Source organism: Haloferax marisrubri (genome assembly GCF_001469875.2).
Classification (GTDB): Archaea; Halobacteriota; Halobacteria; order Halobacteriales; family Haloferacaceae; genus Haloferax; species Haloferax marisrubri.
This window is the reverse complement of sequence record NZ_LOPW02000022.1, coordinates 345,202-364,550: the sequence shown is the minus strand read 5'-3', so window position 1 is coordinate 364,550 and position 19,349 is coordinate 345,202. Positions and strand designations below refer to the sequence as shown.

The 19,349-nt window shown below is 68.9% G+C and carries 16 protein-coding genes; 7 read left to right on the top strand and 9 right to left on the bottom strand.

All coding sequences use genetic code 11. The features are described 5' to 3' along the window. Positions 1-162 precede the first annotated feature (162 nt). A complete protein-coding gene (locus AUR65_RS19395; RefSeq protein WP_058568726.1) occupies positions 163-1,638 on the top strand; it encodes an LVIVD repeat-containing protein in 1,476 nt (491 codons plus the stop codon). A gap of 192 nt (positions 1,639-1,830) precedes the next feature. Continuing rightward, entirely contained in the window at positions 1,831-2,163 is a 333-nt protein-coding gene (locus AUR65_RS20400) for a NifU family protein (RefSeq protein WP_004058105.1), read from the top strand. 224 nt (positions 2,164-2,387) lie between these two features. Here the strand turns inward: AUR65_RS20400 and AUR65_RS19390 are convergent, their stop codons facing one another. Together AUR65_RS19390 and AUR65_RS19385 are read right to left on the bottom strand one after the other, a co-directional pair. Continuing rightward, positions 2,388-3,794, bottom strand: a complete 1,407-nt coding sequence (locus tag AUR65_RS19390) for a DUF402 domain-containing protein (protein WP_058568725.1) — start codon at positions 3,792-3,794, stop codon at positions 2,388-2,390. After that, entirely contained in the window at positions 3,791-4,165 is a 375-nt protein-coding gene (locus AUR65_RS19385; RefSeq protein ID WP_058568724.1) for a DUF7532 family protein, read from the bottom strand. Before AUR65_RS19385 ends, AUR65_RS19390 begins: the two co-directional genes overlap by 4 nt. A 140-nt stretch (positions 4,166-4,305) precedes the next feature. Between AUR65_RS19385 and AUR65_RS19380 the strand changes: the two genes are divergently transcribed. Continuing rightward, positions 4,306-5,343, top strand: coding sequence for a PrsW family intramembrane metalloprotease (locus AUR65_RS19380; protein ID WP_058568723.1), 1,038 nt, complete (start codon positions 4,306-4,308; stop codon positions 5,341-5,343). Between the two features lie 48 nt (positions 5,344-5,391). Here AUR65_RS19380 and AUR65_RS19375 read toward each other — a convergent pair whose 3' ends face one another. Next, entirely contained in the window at positions 5,392-6,003 is a 612-nt protein-coding gene (locus AUR65_RS19375) for a riboflavin synthase (RefSeq protein WP_058568722.1), read from the bottom strand. Between the two features lie 108 nt (positions 6,004-6,111). On the opposite strand from AUR65_RS19375, the gene AUR65_RS19370 reads away from it, so the two are divergent. Then, complete coding sequence (locus tag AUR65_RS19370; RefSeq protein ID WP_058568721.1) at positions 6,112-6,846, top strand: DUF502 domain-containing protein; 735 nt, start codon at positions 6,112-6,114, stop codon at positions 6,844-6,846. A 3-nt stretch (positions 6,847-6,849) separates the two neighbouring features. Here AUR65_RS19370 and AUR65_RS19365 read toward each other — a convergent pair whose 3' ends face one another. Further along, positions 6,850-8,676 carry an SLC13 family permease gene (locus AUR65_RS19365; protein ID WP_058568720.1) on the bottom strand — a complete coding sequence of 609 codons (1,827 nt, stop codon included), beginning with the start codon at positions 8,674-8,676 and terminating at the stop codon, positions 6,850-6,852. A gap of 151 nt (positions 8,677-8,827) precedes the next feature. Between AUR65_RS19365 and AUR65_RS19360 the strand changes: the two genes are divergently transcribed. Then, on the top strand, positions 8,828-9,070 hold the full coding sequence (locus AUR65_RS19360; protein WP_058568719.1) for a DUF7533 family protein: 243 nt from the start codon (positions 8,828-8,830) through the stop codon (positions 9,068-9,070). On the opposite strand, the gene AUR65_RS19355 is transcribed toward AUR65_RS19360, so the two are convergent. The 5 genes from AUR65_RS19355 to AUR65_RS19340 form a co-directional block, all read right to left on the bottom strand. Continuing rightward, positions 9,071-10,225 carry a M24 family metallopeptidase gene (locus AUR65_RS19355; RefSeq protein WP_058568718.1) on the bottom strand — a complete coding sequence of 385 codons (1,155 nt, stop codon included), beginning with the start codon at positions 10,223-10,225 and terminating at the stop codon, positions 9,071-9,073. Between the two features lie 6 nt (positions 10,226-10,231). Beyond that, positions 10,232-12,082 carry a UvrD-helicase domain-containing protein gene (locus AUR65_RS19350; protein WP_058568717.1) on the bottom strand — a complete coding sequence of 617 codons (1,851 nt, stop codon included), beginning with the start codon at positions 12,080-12,082 and terminating at the stop codon, positions 10,232-10,234. A 158-nt stretch (positions 12,083-12,240) separates the two neighbouring features. Continuing rightward, positions 12,241-12,417, bottom strand: coding sequence for an HVO_0416 family zinc finger protein (locus AUR65_RS20520; RefSeq protein WP_004973500.1), 177 nt, complete (start codon positions 12,415-12,417; stop codon positions 12,241-12,243). 91 nt (positions 12,418-12,508) lie between these two features. Continuing rightward, positions 12,509-14,023: a carboxypeptidase M32 gene (locus tag AUR65_RS19345; protein WP_058568716.1), complete on the bottom strand. Its 1,515-nt coding sequence runs from the start codon at positions 14,021-14,023 to the stop codon at positions 12,509-12,511. A gap of 343 nt (positions 14,024-14,366) precedes the next feature. Continuing rightward, complete coding sequence (locus AUR65_RS19340) at positions 14,367-15,461, bottom strand: M20 family metallopeptidase (protein WP_058568715.1); 1,095 nt, start codon at positions 15,459-15,461, stop codon at positions 14,367-14,369. Positions 15,462-15,630: 169 nt separating this feature from the next. Here AUR65_RS19340 and AUR65_RS19335 point away from each other — a divergent pair, with 169 nt between their 5' ends. After that, positions 15,631-17,262, top strand: coding sequence for a methyl-accepting chemotaxis protein (locus AUR65_RS19335; RefSeq protein ID WP_058568714.1), 1,632 nt, complete (start codon positions 15,631-15,633; stop codon positions 17,260-17,262). A 117-nt stretch (positions 17,263-17,379) separates the two neighbouring features. After that, positions 17,380-19,260 (top strand): PINc/VapC family ATPase, encoded by a 1,881-nt coding sequence (locus AUR65_RS19330; RefSeq protein WP_058568713.1) that lies wholly within the window; start codon positions 17,380-17,382, stop codon positions 19,258-19,260. Positions 19,261-19,349 lie beyond the last annotated feature (89 nt).

The following is a 19,349-nucleotide window of genomic DNA, read 5'->3' as shown; positions in this document are numbered from 1 at the left end:
CCGGCGGGGTATCCCACACCCACCCACCCACCCAACCCCACCGGCGTCGCTTCAGTTCTCACGCAACCCAGTGCAGACTGAGCGGTCTCCCGCGCGCCCATTCTCATCCTCTCGGTCTCCGCCCTCCGTCCGATTTTTCTCCTCGGCACCCGCAGGTTCACCGTGGACCGCCGCCAGTTCCTCCGCACCGTCGGCGCGAGCGCGGTCGCCGCCTCGACCGCTTCCGCCGCCGGTTCCCGTCCCGCAACCGCCCATCCGGGTCCCTTCGAACCGCTCGGCCGCATCGACATCGACGGTGCGAAAGAGGCCGTCGTCTCGGCCGACGGCGAGACCGTCTTCGTCGCCGCGACCAGCGGCTACGCCGTCGTCGATATCTCCGCGCCCGACCGCCCGGAACTCATCGCCGAGCGCCGCGACCCGCTTTCCGACCGCGAAGACGGCCCCCTCCGCGGCCTCTACGACGCGAAACTCGACGGGGACACGCTCCTCGTCGTCGGCCCGGCCAACCCGATTCCGGGCGCGCCGGCGGGCGTCCTCGTCGTCGACGTGTCCGACCCCGCGACCCCCGAGGAAATCGCCTTCCACGAGACGGACTTTCCCATCCACAACTGCTTCGCCGCCGACGGCCGGGCGTACCTCACCGCCAACGACGGCGACCGGAACCCGCTCGTCGTCCTCGACACCGACACCGGCGACGAACTCGGCCGCTGGTCGGTCGTTGACGCCGACGACCGCTGGGCCGACGTGCCCGCCTCGGTCCGGTCCGTCCACGACGTGTGGGTCCGCGAGGGCGTCGCGCACGTCGCACTCTGGGACGCCGGCACGTGGCTCGTCGACCTCTCGGACCCCGCGTCGCCGTCGGTCCTCGGGTCTGTCTCGCCCGGCGACCCCGAAGCGCTGTCGGGGCTGACCGCCCGCGGTCGCCGCCGCGAGGGGCGGACGCCGCCCGGTAACCACCACTACGTCGCCACCGACGACTCCGGTGACCTCCTCGGCGTCGGTATCGAGTCGTGGGCCGTCGAGGTCGACCGCGACGACGAGACGACCGGACTCGTCGGCGGGCCGAGCGGCGTCGAACTCTGGGACGTCTCGGACCCGGCGACCCCGAGGAGGCTCTCGACCATCGACCCGCCGGCCAGCCCGGACCCGACGGTCGGCGGCGTCTGGACCACGGCGCACAACTTCGACTTCCGCGACGACAGGCTCTACACCTCGTGGTACCGCGGCGGCGTCAAGCGCCACGACGTGTCGGACCCGACCGACCCCGTCGAACTCGCGTGGTGGCGCGACCCCGAGCGTGCGAGTTTCTGGACCGCGCAGTACGCCTACCCCTTCGCCGACGAGGGCGTCTTCGTCGCGTCGAGTTGGGGTGTCGGCGACGTGTCGCCCGCGCTCTACACGTTCCCCGACCACGCCGGCGACCAGCGCGACCCGCCGACGCTCGGGGCGGAGACGACCACCGACTCCCTCGTCAACACGCCGACGCCGACCGGGGACGACGCGACTCCGCCCGCGTCCGACACCGAATCTACGACGTCAACTTCGGCGACCGACGCGCCGGGTTTCGGACTCGGCGTCGGCGCGGCGGCGCTCGGCGTCGCCGGTTGGCTGGCCCGCCGTCGCGGGCGGCGCGACTGAGGGCGAACGACTCTAGTGGGCCGGCTCCCCGACCGAAGCGACGGCTCATCGGTTCGTCTGGTCGGCGACTCGCCGACTCGCGTCGCTCTCGCGTCGAATCTATCACGAACGACCGAGACAGCCTTTCTCTCGCCGGCCGGCGCGTTGGGAGAACCGTTTCATTCTAATCCGTGGGGTTCGAAGCGTCGGGGTATGAGCGACGAGTCGGAGAGCCTCAAAGAGCGCGTCGAGACGTGGATGGTCGGTCAGATGCCGATTATCCAGATGCACGGCGGCAACAGCGTCGTGCGCAAGGCCGATGCGGAATCGGGGGAAGTCGTCGTCGAACTCGGGGGCGCGTGCGCCGGGTGCGGCATCTCGAACATCACCGCCCAGAACATCCAGTCGGACCTCATCATGACGTTCGACGAGATTACCGACGTGCAGGTCAAGGTCCCCAGTTCCGGCGACCACGGCAGCAGCACCGTCGAGGGCGGCCGCGGTGGCGAACTGCAGTACGGCGACGAGGGACCGGGTCACTTCTAACCACCTTTTTTCACGGGGTCCTCGGCAACTTCGTTGCCTCGAACCCCGCCAAAAAATCTGGACCAAAAAAGGCGGCTACTCCCTCCGGTCGTAGCCGTACGGTTCCCTCCAACACTCGCACCCTGTTCCACGGTTCTCAGTACGTATTTTCGACGACTCCCGCCACCACGACGTCTGAGTCCTCCCCGGCAACGACGACTGACCGTCTTCCGGAGTTGCGACGCCTACCCCGACAGCGCCGACTCCAGACTCGACGCCACCGACCGCGCCTTCTCGGCTAGTGCTTCCGAGATGTGGCCGGCCTCGACGGCCTCGTCGAGTTCGTCGTCGTCGACCCGTTCGACCGTCCCGTCGGCGTGTTTCACCACGTCCACGTGGAGGTCGATATATCGTATCTGGTCGGGGAAGCACTCGACGGGCGTACAGATGTTGACGTAGGTCCCCTTGACACCGCCGTCGGCGTCGCGGTACACCGTCGGGTACCACCAGCGTCCTTCGCGGAACTTCGTGACCGCAACGTCGCCGGACTCGCGATCGACACCGAGGGCGTCGTAGGTGCCGCCGCCGGTCATGCCGCGACGGAGTTCGACTGTCCCCTCGGCGTCGTGCTCTGTCACCTCGCCGGAGCCGAGCGTGATGAGTCGGCCGTCGGGCTTCCCGTGGCCGATTTCCACGTCGTCGCCTTCGAGCGGGCCGAACTGCGCGGTCACCACGTCGAAGGGGAACTCGCCGTCGCCGACCGACTCGCAGAGCGCCTCCGCGAGGTCGACGCCGGCGGAGGCCTTCGGTGAGGCGGCCTTCGTCCGGTGGTGGCCGGGCATCGTCGTCTCGACGGCCCGGCGCTGGGCGTCGAGTTCGAAGCGCGTCTCGCGGCCGAACCAGACCCACGTCGTCGCGGTGGGTGCGGCGACCGGCCGCGGGGCGTCGACGGGTTCGGAGAGCGCGTCGTCGAGTTCCGCGGCCACCTCCGCCGCCCGGTCGAGCGCGTCGTTCAGGGCGCTCATGTCGGCATCGACGGCGTCACGGTGCCAGCGGATGCCCCAGCCCTCGGGTGGGTCGCCGCCGAGGAGGTCCGTCATGCCCGCCAGTTCGCGGGCGGCGGCCTCGTCGCGGGTGTCGACGCGGACGCCCTCCGAATCCGGTTCGAGGGTCGCCAGCCCCGCGACGGCGCGGATGTCGCCGGTCAGTTCGGCGCGGCGGGAGGCCCACGGCGGGGCCGACTCGGCGACCTGCACGCGGACCTCGTCGCCGACTTCCACGCGGCCGTCGATGTCGCCGTACGAGAGGTAGCCCTCGGTCTCGCCGAGGTCGCAGACCGCGCCGCCGCCGAGGGTTTCGGTCACGCGGGCGTCGAACACCGCGCCGGTCGGCGCGGGGTCGTCCCACGCGAAGGTGTCGATGCCGAGGTCGGTGAGTCGCTCGGTGGCCGTTGCGACCGCCTCGGGCGTGCCGGTCGCGCCGACGCCCTGTCGGTTCCGGGTCGTCTCGACCGACACGTCGTGGTCTAGGGAGTCGAACTCGGCGTCGAACCGTTCGCGAATCGGGCCGGACGCCTGCACCACGTCGTGGCCGTCGTCGAGGAAGACGCTCGTGAGCGCGGTGGCGTAGATGCCGCGGACGCGGACCCTCATAGGTCGTCGGCGTCGCGGGCGAAGGTGACGCGAGCGTCGACCGTCGGGCCGAGCGTGAGTTCGACTTTTTCGTCCGAGAGCACGCGGCCGCCCTCGATGGGGACGCCCCACGAGTCGAACTTGAGGTAGCCGCGGAGGTCCGCGCCGTGGGTGTAGAGGTCGACGTGGTCGACGGCGTGTTCCTGCACGTCGCTCGCGCTGTGGGCCATCTCCATGTCGGAGTAGACGGTGTCGCCGTCGCCGAAGAACGCGGCGATGGCGTCTGCGTCCGATTCGACTGCGTCGCTCACGAGGTCCGACGCGGCCCGGAGGTCGTCGGTGTCGAGGCCGACCTCGCGGAGCGCCGCCTGTTCGCGGGGGTCGAAGTGCATACCCGCCCTTCGGAGCGGAGGCATTAACCTCGTACGGTCGGCCGTCGGTCGCTAGGCCGGTCAGCCAGTCGCTGGGTCGGCCAATCGTGGGATGCCGTGGCCGAAGCTATTACCAGATGCGATACCCTTTATGCCACGTGATGGACCAGCAGGACCCAGTCGAACAGGCGTCCGACGGCTCGGACGACCTCTACGACATCGCCACGTGGGAGGAACGAACCTCGGTTGACGGGCTCGCGGTGGCGCTCTACCGGGTGCTGGTCGCGTCGACCCGCGCGGTGGTCGTCCTCGCCGCGCTGCTCATCCTCGTCGGTATCGGTGGTCTCTCGGCGCTCACCGACCCGCAGGTCGGCGCACTCACGCTGCTCTCGGCGCTCCCGGCGCTCGCGCTCGCCGGCTACGTCTACTACTCCGACGTGACCCAAAACGAGCCGCTGTCGATGCTCGTGGTGACGTTCCTCCTCGGTGTCCTCACGGCCACCTTCGCCGCGATTCTCAACTCGCTTCTGAGCAACGTCGGCCAGACTATCGCGGCCGAGTTCCAGCTGTCTATCGGCTTCCTCGGCAGTATCGTGTTCTACTTCCTCGTCGTCGGTCCGGTCGAAGAGACCGTCAAGCTCCTCGCGGTCAGGCTGTACGCCTACTCCCACGACAGTTTCAACGCCGTCATCGACGGGGCCGTCTACGGCGCGATGGCCGGCCTCGGCTTCGCCACCATCGAAAACGCCCTGTACATCACCCGTAACCTCACCTCGTCGGGACTCGACGTCGGGTCTGGTGGCGTCGGAATCATCGCCGCCGGCGGGACGATTACCGCGGTTCGGGCGCTCGCCGGGCCGGGTCACGTCATCTACTCGGCCATCGCCGGCTACTACCTCGGCCTCGCCAAGTTCAACAAGGAGAACGCCGGCCCCATCGTCGTCAAGGGTCTCATCCTCGCGGCGCTCGTCCACGCGACGTACAACTCGACGGTCGGCCTCGGCTCGTCTGTCATCGCGGGGATAACCGGTCTCGGCGGCCTCGCGGCCTTCCTCGTCTACGTCATCATCTACGACGGCGTCTTCGGACTCTACCTCATCGGGAAGCTCCGCCGCTACAGTCAGGCCTACCACAGCGCCCACGCGCCCGGTCCGAGCGCGGCGTCGTTCAGCTCGGAGCAGACCGAGTTCGAAGACTGAGTCGGCGACGGCAGAAAAGCGAACCGGGACGAACCCCGGCGTCCTCTGTTACTCGGCGACCAACTGCTCGGCGTAGCCGTCGAGCATCGCTTCGACGTACTTCGCCACCACGTCGACCTCAACGTGAATCGGGTCGCCGACCGCCTTCTCCGAGAGCGTCGTCAGGTCGTAGGTCGTCGGGATGATGGCCACGGCGAAGGAGTCCTCGCGGCGGTCCGCCACGGTGAGGCTGATGCCGTCGAGACAGACCGAGCCCTTCTGGACGACGTACTTCGCCAGCGACTCGGGGAGGTCGAACTCGAAGAACCAGTCGTCGCCGACACGCTCGACGTTCGTGACCGTCGTCGTGCCGTCGACGTGGCCTTGGACGATGTGGCCGTCGAAGCGGTCGTCGGCCGCGAGGGCGCGTTCGAGGTTGACGCGGTCGCCTTCGACCACGTCGCCGAGGTAGGTCTTCTCGACGGTCTCGGCCGCGAGGAACACCTCGAACCAGTCGTCGCCGAACGCCTCGACGGTCAGACAGACACCCGAGACCGCGATTGACTGGCCGTGGTGGAGGTCGTCGAACGCGAGGTCGGTGCGGATGCGGAGGCGGCGACCACCGTCGGTGTCGGTCACGTCGACGATTTCGCCCGGCCCCTCCACGATTCCCGTGAACATACCCGCGCTTCGGACGGGCGAACTTAATGCCTATCGTTTCCGTTTTTCATCACGTTTTCGTGACACTCTCGCCCATACAATTTTACCGTCGTCGTCCGGAGAGTCGGTATGGACGTTCTGGCCCGACTGCGGAGCAGTTTCGTCACCGGTCTCATTCTCGTGACCCCGCTGGCCGTGACCGTGTTCGTCCTCCAGTTCGCGTTCAATCGCATCACCGCCGCGCTTCGTCCGGTCGTCCGTGAGGTGACGCCCTTCCTCGCCGGGGCGCTCAACTACTCCGGCGACATCGTGTTCATCTCGCAGGTGCTGTCGGCGCTCATCATCGCCGTGGCCATCTCGCTTCTCGGCTACCTCGCGTCGATAAGTCTCGGCCAGCGGCTCTTCGGGAGCTTCGAGCGCGGCGTTCGGCTCCTGCCGCTCGTCCGCACCATCTACTTCGGCGTCCGGCAGGTGTCGGAGTCGCTCACCGAACCGACCGCCGGCTACGACCGCGTGGTGTTGGTCGAGTACCCGCGGGAGGGCCTGTTCTCCGTCGGTTTCGTCACCAACGAGGCACCGCCGTCGGTGTCGGCGGTGTCCGACGACGACCTGTTTACCGTGTTCGTCCCGAACAGTCCGAACCCGACCGCCGGGGCGCTCATCATGGTCTCGCCCGAGGAGATTCGCGAACTCGACATGCCGGTCCGCCGCGGCCTCCGTCTGCTCGTCACCACGGGCCTGAGCGTCGACGACCCCGAGACGCTCCCCTCGGGACCGGCGGCCTACGACCCGTCGAACGGCGAGGACAGCGTCCACGCCGAGTCGGGACAGCGGCGACCGGCGAAAGAGCGGCAGGCCGAATGACGCTCACACGCCCCAGATGAGGGCGATACCGGCCGTCGTGACGACCGTGAGCAGGAGTTGGAGCGGCGCGCCGACGCGGAGGTAGTCGGTAAAGCGGTAGCCGCCCGGGCCGTACACCATCAGGTTCGTCTGGTAGCCGATGGGCGTCATGAACGCCGTGCTCCCGCCGAAGGTGACCGCGAGAGCGAAGGCGAAGGGGTCGGCGCCGAGGCCGAACGCGGTGTCGATGGCGACCGGCAACAGGAGGACGACGCTCGCGACCGGCGTGATGACGTTCGCCAACAGCCCCGTGAGCAGGTAGAACGCGGCGACCACGGCGACGACCGGGAGGTACACCGCTGCAACGCCGACGAGGTCCGAGAGGAGCGCGACGCCGCCGGTCAGTTGGAGCGCCCGGCCGAGCGGGATGACGCCCGCGAGGAGGAAGATGACGTTCCAACTCACCGCGTCGTAGGCGTCGCTCGCGGACAGACAGCCGAGCGAGACCATCGCGGCGACGCCGCCGAGCGCGGCGATGGCGATTGGGACGACGCCGAGCGCGGCCAGTCCGATGACCGCCGCGACGATGGCGAACGCACGGAACGCCGTGGGCGACAGCCCGCCGTTGTCCTCGATGAACTCGTCTGCGACCTCGCTCGTCACGATGAAGTCGCCGCTGTCGCGGAGGTACCGGGCCGTCTCGTTCGTCGTCTGGAGGAGCAGCGAGTCGCCGGCGCGGAGGTCCACGTCCCGGAAGTGCTCGCGGATGAGGTCGCCGCCGCGCCGGCGGACCGCGAGCACGGTCGCGTCGTACCGCTCGCGGAGTCGCGCGCCGCCGATGGTCTCGCCGACGAGGCCGGACTCGCGGGGGACGACGAGTTCGACGAGCGCCACGCGGTCGGGGCGGTCGAGTTCGGCGTCGGTGACCGACGCCCGCGGGAGGAACCGCAGGTCCGCGAGGTCGCAGAAGCGCCGAATCGTCGCCGGGTCGCCTCGGATGGTCAGGATGTCGCGGGCGGCCACCTCGCGGTCGGAGTCGGCCGCGATAAAGTGTTCGCCGCCGCGGAGCACGTCGAGGATGTCCACGTTGAGGTCGCGGTAGGTGTCGTCCGAGACCTCGCCCGCGGGGATGCCGACGAGCGGCGACCGCGCGGGAACCAGCACGCGGGCGAGAAACGGCTCGACGCCGTAGTTCCCGGTTCGGTTCCCGGGTTCGATTCGCTCGGGGAGGAGCCGCGGCGCGACCGTCAAGAGGTAGCCCGCGCCGACGACGAACACGACCGCCCCGAGCGGCGTGAACGTGAACATCGAAAACGGCGGCAGTCCGGTGGCCTCGGCGTAGGCCTCGCTGGCGACGAGGTTCGTCGCCGTCCCGACGAGCGTGAGCGTGCCGCCGAGCATCGAGGCGTACGAGAGGGGAATGAGGAGCTTCGACGGCGAGACGTTCGCCTGGTCCGCGAGGTCGGAAACCATCGGAATGAACACCGCGACGACCGGCGTGTTGTTGACGACGCCCGCGATGGGGCCGGTGAGTCCGACGACCGCCCCGAGCAGTCGGCTCTCGCTCCCGTTCGTAAACGAGGCGACCGCGTCACCGAGGACGCGAATCGCGCCGGTCTGTCGAACCCCCTCGCTGAGGGCGTACATCGAGAGGATGGTAATCGTCGCGGCGCTCGAAAACCCCGACAGCCCCGTCTGGAGGTCGACCCGCGTCCACGGTTCGAGGACGACGAGCGCGACGATGACGCCGATTGCCGTCACGTCCGGCGGGGCCGCCTCAGTCACGAACAGCGCCATCGTGACGACGACGAGGGCGAAGACGACGAGCATCCCGGACGTGACGGCGGCCATGCGGGCAGTCGATTCGGAGGCGGCTTAATGCTACCCCGCGTGACTGTCGGTCGAATCGACGGGTCGGTGGCTTCCGGCGAGCGGGCGACCGCGACTCGCGCCCGCTTGTCGGTCGCGACGCTTTTACTCGCTCGTGGTGTAGCCACGGGCGATGCGACTCGGAATCCTGGAGATGGTCGGTCTCGGTGCGACCCTCATCTTCGCCATCCCCGTCGGCGTCTTCGGACTCACGCTCCTCGGCGACGGGCGGACCGTCTTCGGCGGCGCGATGCTCCTTCTCGCGGTGCTCATGGTCGCGCTCCCGAAGTTCCTCACCATGCCGCAGGACATCCCCTCGCTCGCGGCCGAGAAAGTCATCGGCGGCGTCGCGAAAGAGCCGGACGAAGAAGAATAACTACCAGCGACTCGGGTCGAGACCGGTCGGCGCGTCGCCGAGCAGTCGCGGCCCGTCCTCGCCGACGACCAGCACGTCGGTCAGTTCCACTCGCCCGTGGTCCGCGTGCGTGACCGCGGAGCGGACCCGGAGGACGTTGCCAGCGACGAGTTCTCGGTCGCCGTCGAGCGGCGGGTCTTCGCGGGCCGCGAGGCCGATGCCGCCGCCCACGTCTCTCGTCACCTCGTCCGCCATCGAGAAGCCGAACGCGGCGGTCTCCGCCCGGAGTTCGCTTCCGAGGAAGCCGGCGTCGTCGCCGGGGTCCGCTTCGACCAGACTGACCTTTCTGGCGGCGTCGCAGGCGACGTGCGCCCGGCGCTCCCACCCGCCGTCGGGGTCGACGACGAAGGTGCGAGCCAGCGCGCCGCGGTAGCCCGCCGGCCCGCGCGGGCCGACCGAGACGACTATCGGTTCGCCCGGCCGGAGTTCGACCGGTTCGCCCCCGTCGCCTCGGGTTCCCGCGCGAATCGCCGTCGCACCCGCGGCATCGACGCCCTCGGCCGCGAGCGTCGCGTTCGCCTGTCGGCGGAGTCGCTCGGTGGACAGCGGCGCGTCGCCCCAGTAGAGGACGGATTCGCCGTCGGCGTCGTCGTCGCTGTCGCCGCTGTCGCCGTCGTCGGCTTCCTCGACCGTCGCCGCCGACAGTATCGCGGCGGCGCGCCCGACGCCCCGGGTCGCCGCGCGCTGGACGGCCTCGATGGCGTCGCGCTCGGCGTCGTCTTTCACCGCGCGGGCGTCTGCGACCGCCGTGGTCGACGCGAGGTCGTAGCCCGCCGATTCGAGGTGGAGCGCGGCGTCGTGCGGAATCGTCCGCGGCGCGAGGACGGACCCTTCGGAAGCGGCGTGTTCCGCGAGGACGGCCGCGGCGGCCTTCCCCGGCGGCCTGTCGTCGACGCGGACCGAGGCGACCGGGAGCGACGGTGGTTCGACTGTCGAGGGGACTCGGAGATGCGTCTCGCCGGCGACGCGGACGAACACGAGGTCGCAGTCGAAGTCGCGGCCCGTGAGGTAGCGACTCGTCGGGTCGGGGCCGCGGGGGACGGCGACGAAGCCGACGGCGTCTCGCTCGTCGACGGCGGCGTCGATGGCGTCGCCGCCGCGCGGACCTCCCCGCACGGGTCGTTACGCCTCGGGTTCGGGCGCGGGCGGTTCCTGCGCGTCGTCGACGAGTTCCTGCGCGGGGTCCTCGCGAATCTCGTTGTGGAGGAGGACGCTGATGGGGAGCGTCGGCGCGCCGGTGACGAGGTTTTCGAGGACGATGAGTCGCTCGCGGGCGCGGGACATCCCGACGTAGAAGACGCGGCGCTCGTTGTCGGTGATGAGCGGGACGGGGCTCGTCGTCGCGGTGAACTCCTCGATGCCGCGGGCTTCGAGCTCCTCGTCGGAGACGGAGGCGGCCATCTGCTCGACGACCTTCTCGGTCAGGTCGGTCGCCATGAACACGTGGTCGGCCTCGCGACCCTTCGCGGAGTGGATGGTGCCGACGCGGACGCGACTGGGGTCCATCCCCTCGTAGTCGCCGCCGAAGTACGCGTTGATGGACTTGCGCTGGAAGCTCGTCACCTTGCGCACCATGTCGCTCGCGGACGAACTGTCGGGGGCGAACGGCGCGAAGTTCTTGATCTCCTTCGGCGTGAACTCGATGTTCGTGATGTCGTCGACGCCGGCTTCCTCCTGTCTGTCGTCGATGGCGTCGAAGAGGTCGTCGCGGTCGTTCGTGCCGAACGCGGAGTCCTGCAGCATGTCGGCGAGGCGGCGCGCCTCCAGCCCGTCGACGGGCTCTTCGGCGTCCAGCGCCTCGACCGCGCGGACGTACTGCGTGAGCCGGTCGGTCCACATGCGCTGGTCGGTCAGCGTCGAGAAGGGGATGCCCGACGGGAGGAACTCGTCGATGAACTGGAACATCTGGTAGCGCGCGCGGAACAGCACCATCACGGTACCCTCGTCTTTCTCGACGGTGTAGCGGACGTTCCGGGCGAGTTCGAGCATCGACGGGCTCTCGACGGCCTCGACCGCGCCGCCTTCCTTGCGCGGCTTGAGGTCCTTCTCCTGTCGCTTGTCGATGTGGCGAATCTCCCGGTTGACGACGTTGAGGACGTTCGACGGGAGCCGGTAGGAGTTCGGCAGAATCTCGTCGTTGTCGCGTTCGGCGTCGAGGAGGAGGTTCGGGTCCGCGCCCTGCCACGCGTAGACGACCTGGTCGTCGTCGCCGGCGATGAGGACGCCCCGCATGTGGGGCTTCCACTCCTCGTACACGTCGTACTGGAGGGTCGTGATGTCCTGGAACTCGTCGATGACGAGGTAGTCGACGTTGGGGACGAGCGCGCGCTGCTTGACGCGTTCGAGCATGTCAGCGAATCCGACGAGCCCGTTTTCGCCCTTGTAGGCGCGCCACGCGCGGATGGCCTCGGGGATGTCGATGCGGTCGTCGTCGGACGGCCACGTCGGCGTGTACTTGTTTCCTTCCTGCGCGTTCGGGTCGACTTCCGGTGGGAGGCGGACCTCCTCGACGTTCCACTGGAACGGCACGTCGTACCAGTCGGACACGTCGCGGCGGGTGCGCTGGAGCCACTGGCTCGTGGCGATGACCTTGTTCCCGATGGTGGTCGAGCGGGCGGTTCGACGGCCCGCGCCGCCGTACTCGTCTTCGAACTCGATGCCGTAGTCCTCGCAGAACTCCTGTTTGTCGCTCTCGCCGACCACGTCGTTCCGCGAGAGGCTCAGCAGTTCGTACGCCTTCGCGTGCATCGTCGAGACGTTCCCCTTCAGCGACCGCGGGTTGATGTCGAGTCGCTCAGCGAGCCGGTCGCGGACCTCGGCCGCCGCGGCTCGGGTGTAAGAGACAACGAGAATGTCGCGGATGGTGACGCCGTCTTGTTCGAGAATCTCCTCGACCTTGTCGAGCAAGGCCGTGGTCTTCCCGCTTCCCGGGCCGCCGAACAGCCGGGTGACGGTCACGTCGGATTCGCTCATTGTGCACGTTCACGGCCTTATCGGTGATAAGCGACGTGCTTCGGACGAGGGCGAACGCGCCCGGAGTAGGTGTACTCGCCGGGCGTTCGCGGACGGCTCACCGTGCGGGTGGAAAACCGTCGAGAACAGGTGCTTGTGGCTTGGTCAGTTCGGACGCGTCAGGCCTCCGGCACCCACCCGCAGACGGAGCAGGTCGCCGCGCCCATGTCGTGCAAGGCCCCACAGTCGGGACACTGCAGCTTGTTATAGGATCGGTCCCAGCGTACCGGTTCTGTCTCGTGACCGCGGTCGGTCAAGAACTGGTCGAACAAGTCATCACTGGGTGCTGAGGCCATACGTGGTATGATATGGCATACCCCTATTTAGTTCCTGCGACGACTCCGAGCGGTCGAAAATCGGGGGACTGCGGCGGAATTTCAGCCTCGCTTACAGGTCGTATAACGCCCCGTATTTCGACTCGACGTAGTCGAGGAACGCGTCGGCGGCGAAGTCTTCGCCGGTGGCTTGCTTCACGAGGTCGTTGGTCTCGTAGCGTCGGCCGTGTTGGTGGATGTTCTCGCGGAGCCACTCGCGGAGGTCGCCGAACTCGCCGTCGGCCAGTTTCCCGTCGAGGTCGTCGATGTCCGCCTCGGCGGCCGAAAACAGTTGGGCGGCCATGATGGAGCCGAGCGAGTACGTCGGGAAGTAGCCGAAGTTGCCGTACGCCCAGTGGATGTCCTGCAGACAGCCCTCGGAGTCGGTGTCCGGCCGGATGCCGAGGTACTCCTCGTACTTGTCGTTCCACGCCTCGGGCACGTCCTCGACGGCGAGGTCGCCGGCGATGAGGTCGCGTTCGAGTTCGAACCGGATGACGATGTGCAGGTGGTAGGTCAGTTCGTCCGCCTCGACGCGGATGAGGTTGTCGTCGTACACCTGATTGGCGGCCTCGTAGGCCTCCTCGACCGTCGCGTCGACCTCGGGGAACCGGTCTTCGAGCGTGGGCAGGAAGTGCTGCCAGAAGGCGCGCGAGCGCCCGACGTGGTTCTCCCAGAGCCGCGACTGCGACTCGTGGACCGACAGGTTGCGGTTCTCGCCGAGCGGCGTCGCGTAGTGCTCGTCCGGCAGGCCGAGCGTGTACAGCGCGTGGCCGAACTCGTGGACGGTCGAGAACAGCGACCCGAGCACGTCGGAGTCGTCGTAGCGGGTCGTCACGCGGGCGTCGAACTGCGTGCCCGACGAGAACGGGTGCGGGGCGGTGTCGAGGCGGCCGCGCTCCCACGGGTAGCCGAGCGTCGTGAGCGCGTCGCGGACGAGCGCCTCCTGGTCGTCCTCGGGGAACTCGCCCTCGAAGGCGTCCACCGCGAGGTCGGTGTCGGACTCGCGGATGTCCTCTATCATCGGGACGAGCACCTCGCGCACCTCGGCGAGAATCTCCTCGGCCTGTTCGAGCGGGAGACACGGCTCGTAGTCCTCGAACAGCACCTCGTAGGGGTCGCGGTCGGGGTCGATGTGCTCGGCGTACTGCCGCTTCAGTTCGACGTGCTTCTCCAGATGCGGCGCGAATTTCTCGAAGTCGTCTTCGGCCTTCGCCTGCTTCCACGCCGGGATGGCCTCCGACGACGCCGCGGAAATCTTCTCGACGAGGTCGTTCGGCACGCGGGCCGCCCGCTCGTAGTCGCGGCGGAGTTCGCGCAGCACGTCGGCCTGCTCGTCGGTCGGGTCGTCGGCCTCGGCCGCGTCGAGGAGGTCGCCGAACTCGTCGTCGGTCAGGAGTTCGTGGCTCAACGCGGAGAGCGCGGACATCTGCTGGGAGCGCGCGGGCGTCCCCTCGTCGGGCATCATGACCTGCTGGTCCCACGAGAGGATACCGCCGGCGTTCTCGACGTTGGCGATTCGCTTGTACTTCTGGAGGAGTCGGTCGTACGCCGACTCCGAGTCGGATTCCGCGGAGGACTGTGCCATGGTACGTACGGTGGTCTCGGAGGCGTATTAAATCGCAGGAGCCGGTTATTCGTGGTGGGCTTCTGATATACGGTTGTACCCGGTCGCTCATTCCCCGCCGACGCGACGGCCGACGCCGACGACGTCGCAATCGACAACGCAACAGCCGCGAACGACGACACCGCGAAAGCCCCCGCGAGCGACGACTCCCGCGGCGACGCGCGCTCCTCGGCCTCCGGCCTGCGGTGCTCACGCCGCCGGGGTTCGCCCTCGCTCGCGGCCCCTTTCAGTCCCGCCCGGTGGAGTTCCGGGCGTCATCGCTGGCGGGGTGTTCGGGAGTCGCCGCCGGCTGTTTTGGCCGCTCTCACCAGCCGTCCACGAGCGCGCGATACGTCTCGTAACACCGCGCCAGCACGTCGAGCGACACGCTCTCGTCTTTCGTGTGCGCCTCGCCGGGCTCCGAGGGGCCGTAGACGACGCAGGTCGTGCCCGCCTGCGCCAACCATCCGGCGTCGGTCGCGTGGGGTTTCGTCGTCTGCTCTGGGGCCGCATCGCCGCGGGCCTCGTGGACCGACCGAGCGACGTCGAGGACGTGCTCTGCGAAGTCGGCGTCGTCGCACGCCATCGGCGGGAGGTCCTGTTCGACGACCCACTCGACGCCCTCGATGTTCTCCGTCAGCGCGAGGTCGGCGAAGCCACCGGGGACGGTCCGCTCGTCGATGGTCACGTCGCAGCGGTCGGGGATGACGTTCCACGCGCTCCCGCCGTCGATTTCGGTGACGGCGATGCTCCCCGAGACATGGTGTCCGAGGACCTCGGCGTCCGGCACCGAGAGGCCGCGGACCACGTCCACGGCGTCGGTCGCGCGGTAGACGGCGTTCTCGCCGCGCTCGGGTTCGCTGGCGTGGCAGGCGGTCCCCGTCGCGACGAGGGTGCTCGCCCGGCGCCCTCGGTGGGCGACGACCACGTCCGTCCGGTCCGGGCCGGTGTAGTCCGTCGAGCCCTCGGCGACGACGGCGTAGTCGAGCTCGAAGCCGTCGTCGAGGGCCGCGCGGACGCCCTCTCCACCGATTTCCTCGCCGACGAACGAGACGAAGACGACCTCCGAATCGGCGTCTGCGGCCGCGTCGCGGAAGGCGAGCATCGACGCGGCGACGGCCCCTTTCATGTCCGCCGCCCCGCGGCCGTAGAGTCGGCCGTCGAGGGTCTCGACCACGTAGTCGCCGCTTTCGGTCGTCTGCCGGTCGGCCGGCGGGACCACGTCGTGGTGGCCGACGAGCGCGAGCGACTCGCCGACGCCGGGGTTGACGCGTGCGACGACGTTCCCCGCGTCGTCTCTGGTCACGTCGGCGTCGGTCTCCTCGCGGAGCCACGATTCGATGCGGTCGCCGACGGCGGTCTCGTCCTCGTGGCTCGGCACCGACACGAGCGTCTCCGTGAGGTCGCGGAGTTCGTCCATGCCGGCCCGTCGGGGGGTCGCCTCAAAAGCGTGTGGCGTCCGGCAGTCCGCGCGCAGGTCCGCCGCGATGCGGTCGGCTGTCACCTCGCGCCACCCCGCGGTCGGACGCCGTTATCAAAATCCGAGAATGCACGACCCGGCTTATTGTGCGTTCCCCGCACGTCCGAGTATGCGACTCGTCTCGACGTACGAACGGTTGCTCTGGGGAAGCATGGACGCGCTCGGAATCTCGGATTCGGTCGAGAGAAAGGTCGTCGCCGCCGTCGCAATCCAGTTCGCGGTCTCGCTCGCGCAGGCCGCGCTCCCGTGGGTCGCGACCGGCGCGCTCCGACTCGAACTCTCAGCCGTCCTCCTGTTCGGTGCTGGACTCGCGTTCGTCAACACGATTATCATCACGCGAAAAGACATCGTCTCGCCCATCGAGTCCATCTCGTCGGCGGCCGCGGGCGTCGCGGCGGGCGACCTGTCGGCCCGGCCCCCGGACGTGAGCGGGGACGACGAGGTGGCCCGCCTCGCCGACGACTTCGGCGCGATGCACGACCACCTCTGCGTCGTCGCCTCGCAGGCGGGTGCGCTCGCCGACCAGCGGTTCGACGACCCCGCGCTCGACGAGGACTTACCGGGCGAGTTCGGCGACGCGCTCGACCGGATGCAGCGCGACCTCGCGGACTACACGCGCAACCTCCAGCACCTCGTGGAGGCGTTCGCCGAGGCGACCTCGCGGGCGCAGGCGGGCGACCTCACCGCCACTATCGACACCGACGACTGGGGCGTCGACGACGAGCGGTACGCGGAGGTCGCGGCGACCTACAACGACCTCGTCCACACGCTCTCGTCGACCATCGGTGAGGTGCAGTCGTTCGCACAGGAGGTGTCACAGATGAGTTCGACCGCCCGCGAGCACGTCCGCCGGGCCGACGCCGCCAGCGAGGAAGTCGCCGCCTCGGTCACCGAAATCTCCGACGGCGCGGGGGCCCAGACGGAACACCTCCAGACCGTCTCCGACGAACTCAACACGCTCTCTGCGACCGTCGAGGAGATAGCCGCCTCCGCTGACGAGGTCGCCACCACCGCCGAGACGGCCTCCGAGCGCGGTGAAGTCGGGCGCGACGCGGCGACCGAGGCGATGGAGGAGTTAGACACGGTGGAGGCCCGCATCGACCGCACCGCCGACGCCGTCGCCGAACTCACCGAGAGCATCGAGGAGATAGACGAAATCGCGGCGTTCATCGACCACGTCGGCTCCCAGACCGACCTGCTCGCCATCAACGCGGCCATCGAGGCCGCCCACGCGGGCGAGGCGGGCGACGGCTTCGGCGTCGTCGCACAGGAGGTCAAGTCGCTCGCCGAGGAGACCCGCGACTCCGCCGACGAGGTGTCCGGCCTCATCGCAGACATCACCGAGCACTCCGAGGAGACGCTCGCCGACGTGCGGGAGATGAACCGGCAGGTCGCCGACAGCCTGGAGACGGTCACCGAGGCCATCGGCGAGTTCGAGACCATCGTGGACATGGTGACGGACATCGACGCCAGCGTGGCCGAGGTGAGCGCCGCGACCGACCAGCAGGCCGAGTCGGCGGCGGACATCGCCGCCCGCGTCGACGACGTGGCGAACATCTCCGAGGAGACCGCCGGCCAGTCGCGCACCGTCGTGGAGACGGCGCACGAGCAGTCCGCGTCCATCGGCGACCTCGCGGACCAGACCGAGGTGCTGTCGTCGCAGGCGGCCGACCTCGACGGTCTCGTCGGGTCGTTCGAGGTCGTCGACGGGGAGCGACCCGTCGCACCGAGCGACGACTGAGTCGAGGGCGCAGGACGCGGGGCGCGGAACGCGGGCCGCGGTACCACCCGACTCCCCGCCGGCGGTGTCACCGCTTTTATCTACAACCTTATCCGTCACCCGCCCAAACTCACGCGCATGAAAATAGTGCCGGACACGAGCGCGGTCATCGACGGTCGCGTGTCCGAGCGAGTCGACGACGGCACCTACGAGGGTGCCGACGTACTCGTCCCCGAGGCGGTCGTCAGCGAACTCGAATCGCAGGCCAACGACGGCCGTGACACGGGCTGGGAGGGCCTCTCCGAACTCCAGCGCCTCGCCGAGTTCGCCGACGACGGCGTCATCGACCTCAAGTACGTCGGCCGTCGCCCGAGTTCGGGCGAGACGAAAGGCGCCGGCGAGGGCGACATCGACGCGCTCATCCGCGACATCGCCACCGAGCGGTCGGCGACGCTCCTGACGAGCGACGTGGTGCAGGCCGAAGTGGCGCGGGCGAAGGGCGTCTCGGTCGAGTACGTCGAGGCCGCGGTCCGCGGCTCCGGCGGGCTCATCATCGAGCGCTTCTTCGACGACCAGACGATGTCGGTCCACCTCAAGACCGACACCCGTCCGAAGGCCAAACGCGGCGCGGTCGGCGAGATGCACTACCAGCCCATCGCCGACGAACCGACCGACGAGGCGACGATGAAAGAGTGGGCCGACGACATCATCAACTCCGCCCGCGCCGCCACCGACGGTTTCGTCGAACTCTCCGAACCGGGCATGGACATCGTCCAGTTCCGCGACTACCGCATCGCGGTCGCCCGCCCGCCGTTCGCCGACGGCATCGAAATCACCGCCGTCCGCCCCATCGTCAAGACCGAACTCGACGACTACGAGTTCGCCGACGAACTCCGCGACCGACTCGCCGAGCGCCAGCGCGGCGTCCTCATCGCCGGGTCGCCCGGCGCGGGGAAGTCCACGTTCGCGCAGGCGGTCGCCGAGTTCCTCAACGACAGCGACTACGCGGTCAAGACGATGGAGAAGCCGCGCGACCTGCAGGTCGGCCCCGACATCACCCAGTACACCGCCCTCGGCGGCGACATGGCGAAGACGGCCGACTCCCTGCTCCTCGTGCGCCCGGACTACACCATCTACGACGAGGTCAGAAAGACCGAGGACTTCTCGGTGTTCTCCGACATGCGTCTGGCGGGCGTCGGCATGGTCGGCGTCGTCCACGCCACCCGCGCCATCGACGCGCTCCAGCGCCTCGTCGGTCGGGTCGAACTCGGCATGATTCCGCAGGTCGTCGACACCGTCGTCTACATCGAAGACGGCGAAGTCCACACGGTGTACGACGTGCGCACCGAGGTGAAGGTCCCCGAGGGCCTCTTCGCGGAGGACCTCGCCCGCCCGGTCATCCAGATTCGGGACTTCGAGACCGGCACGCCGAAGTACGAGATTTACACGTTCAACCGGCAGGTCGTCACCGTCCCGCTCGGCGAGGACGGCGAAGAGAAGGAAAGCGGCGTCTCCCGGCTGGCGAAACAGGAGATCGAACGCGAGATTCGCTCCATCGCCCGCGGCCACGTCGACGTCGACCTCAAGGGCCAGAACCGCGCGGTCGTCTACGTCGAGGAAGACGACATCTCCTACGTCATCGGGAAGGGCGGCGGTCGCATCTCGGACGTGGAAGACCGCCTCGGCATCGACATCGACGTGCGGACCCACGACGAGAAGCCCTCGTCGTCGGGACAGCACGCGGGCGCGAACGCCGGCGGGCAGTCCGCCGCGCCCGCCTCCGGCGGCGGGGCAGACGAGGGCGTCGTCGTGACCCCCGAGGTCACCTCGCGGCACGTCATCGTCCGGATGGACGGCCACGTCGGCGAGACGGTCGAGGTCCGCGCGGACGGGGAGTACCTGTTCACGGCGACGGTCGGCCGCGGCGGCGACATTCAGGTCTCGCGCGGCAGCGCCATCGCTGAGGAACTGGAGAACGCAATCGATAGAAAACAGCAGATTACGGTCGTTCCGGCCTAGGAGAACGGCCGAATCGTCGTTTTCGTCGGTCGAGGCTCGACCGGGTCGACACGTCGCAACTGGTCTCTTCCGACACCGACTGCGAAGCG

Bases quoted from the DNA above. Each gene is read 5' to 3' on its own strand.
- AUR65_RS19335 (WP_058568714.1), top strand. From the start codon at position 15,631: ATGCGACTCGTCTCGACGTACGAACGGTTGCTCTGGGGAAGCATGGAC.
- AUR65_RS19365 (WP_058568720.1), bottom strand. From the start codon at position 8,676: ATGGCCGCCGTCACGTCCGGGATGCTCGTCGTCTTCGCCCTCGTCGTC.
- AUR65_RS19345 (WP_058568716.1), bottom strand. From the start codon at position 14,023: ATGGCACAGTCCTCCGCGGAATCCGACTCGGAGTCGGCGTACGACCGA.
- AUR65_RS19385 (WP_058568724.1), bottom strand. From the start codon at position 4,165: ATGCACTTCGACCCCCGCGAACAGGCGGCGCTCCGCGAGGTCGGCCTC.
- AUR65_RS19330 (WP_058568713.1), top strand. From the start codon at position 17,380: ATGAAAATAGTGCCGGACACGAGCGCGGTCATCGACGGTCGCGTGTCC.
- AUR65_RS19350 (WP_058568717.1), bottom strand. From the start codon at position 12,082: ATGAGCGAATCCGACGTGACCGTCACCCGGCTGTTCGGCGGCCCGGGA.
- AUR65_RS19360 (WP_058568719.1), top strand. From the start codon at position 8,828: ATGCGACTCGGAATCCTGGAGATGGTCGGTCTCGGTGCGACCCTCATC.
- AUR65_RS19340 (WP_058568715.1), bottom strand. From the start codon at position 15,461: ATGGACGAACTCCGCGACCTCACGGAGACGCTCGTGTCGGTGCCGAGC.
- AUR65_RS19380 (WP_058568723.1), top strand. From the start codon at position 4,306: ATGGACCAGCAGGACCCAGTCGAACAGGCGTCCGACGGCTCGGACGAC.
- AUR65_RS19375 (WP_058568722.1), bottom strand. From the start codon at position 6,003: ATGTTCACGGGAATCGTGGAGGGGCCGGGCGAAATCGTCGACGTGACC.
- AUR65_RS19390 (WP_058568725.1), bottom strand. From the start codon at position 3,794: ATGAGGGTCCGCGTCCGCGGCATCTACGCCACCGCGCTCACGAGCGTC.
- AUR65_RS20400 (WP_004058105.1), top strand. From the start codon at position 1,831: ATGAGCGACGAGTCGGAGAGCCTCAAAGAGCGCGTCGAGACGTGGATG.
- AUR65_RS19370 (WP_058568721.1), top strand. From the start codon at position 6,112: ATGGACGTTCTGGCCCGACTGCGGAGCAGTTTCGTCACCGGTCTCATT.
- AUR65_RS20520 (WP_004973500.1), bottom strand. From the start codon at position 12,417: ATGGCCTCAGCACCCAGTGATGACTTGTTCGACCAGTTCTTGACCGAC.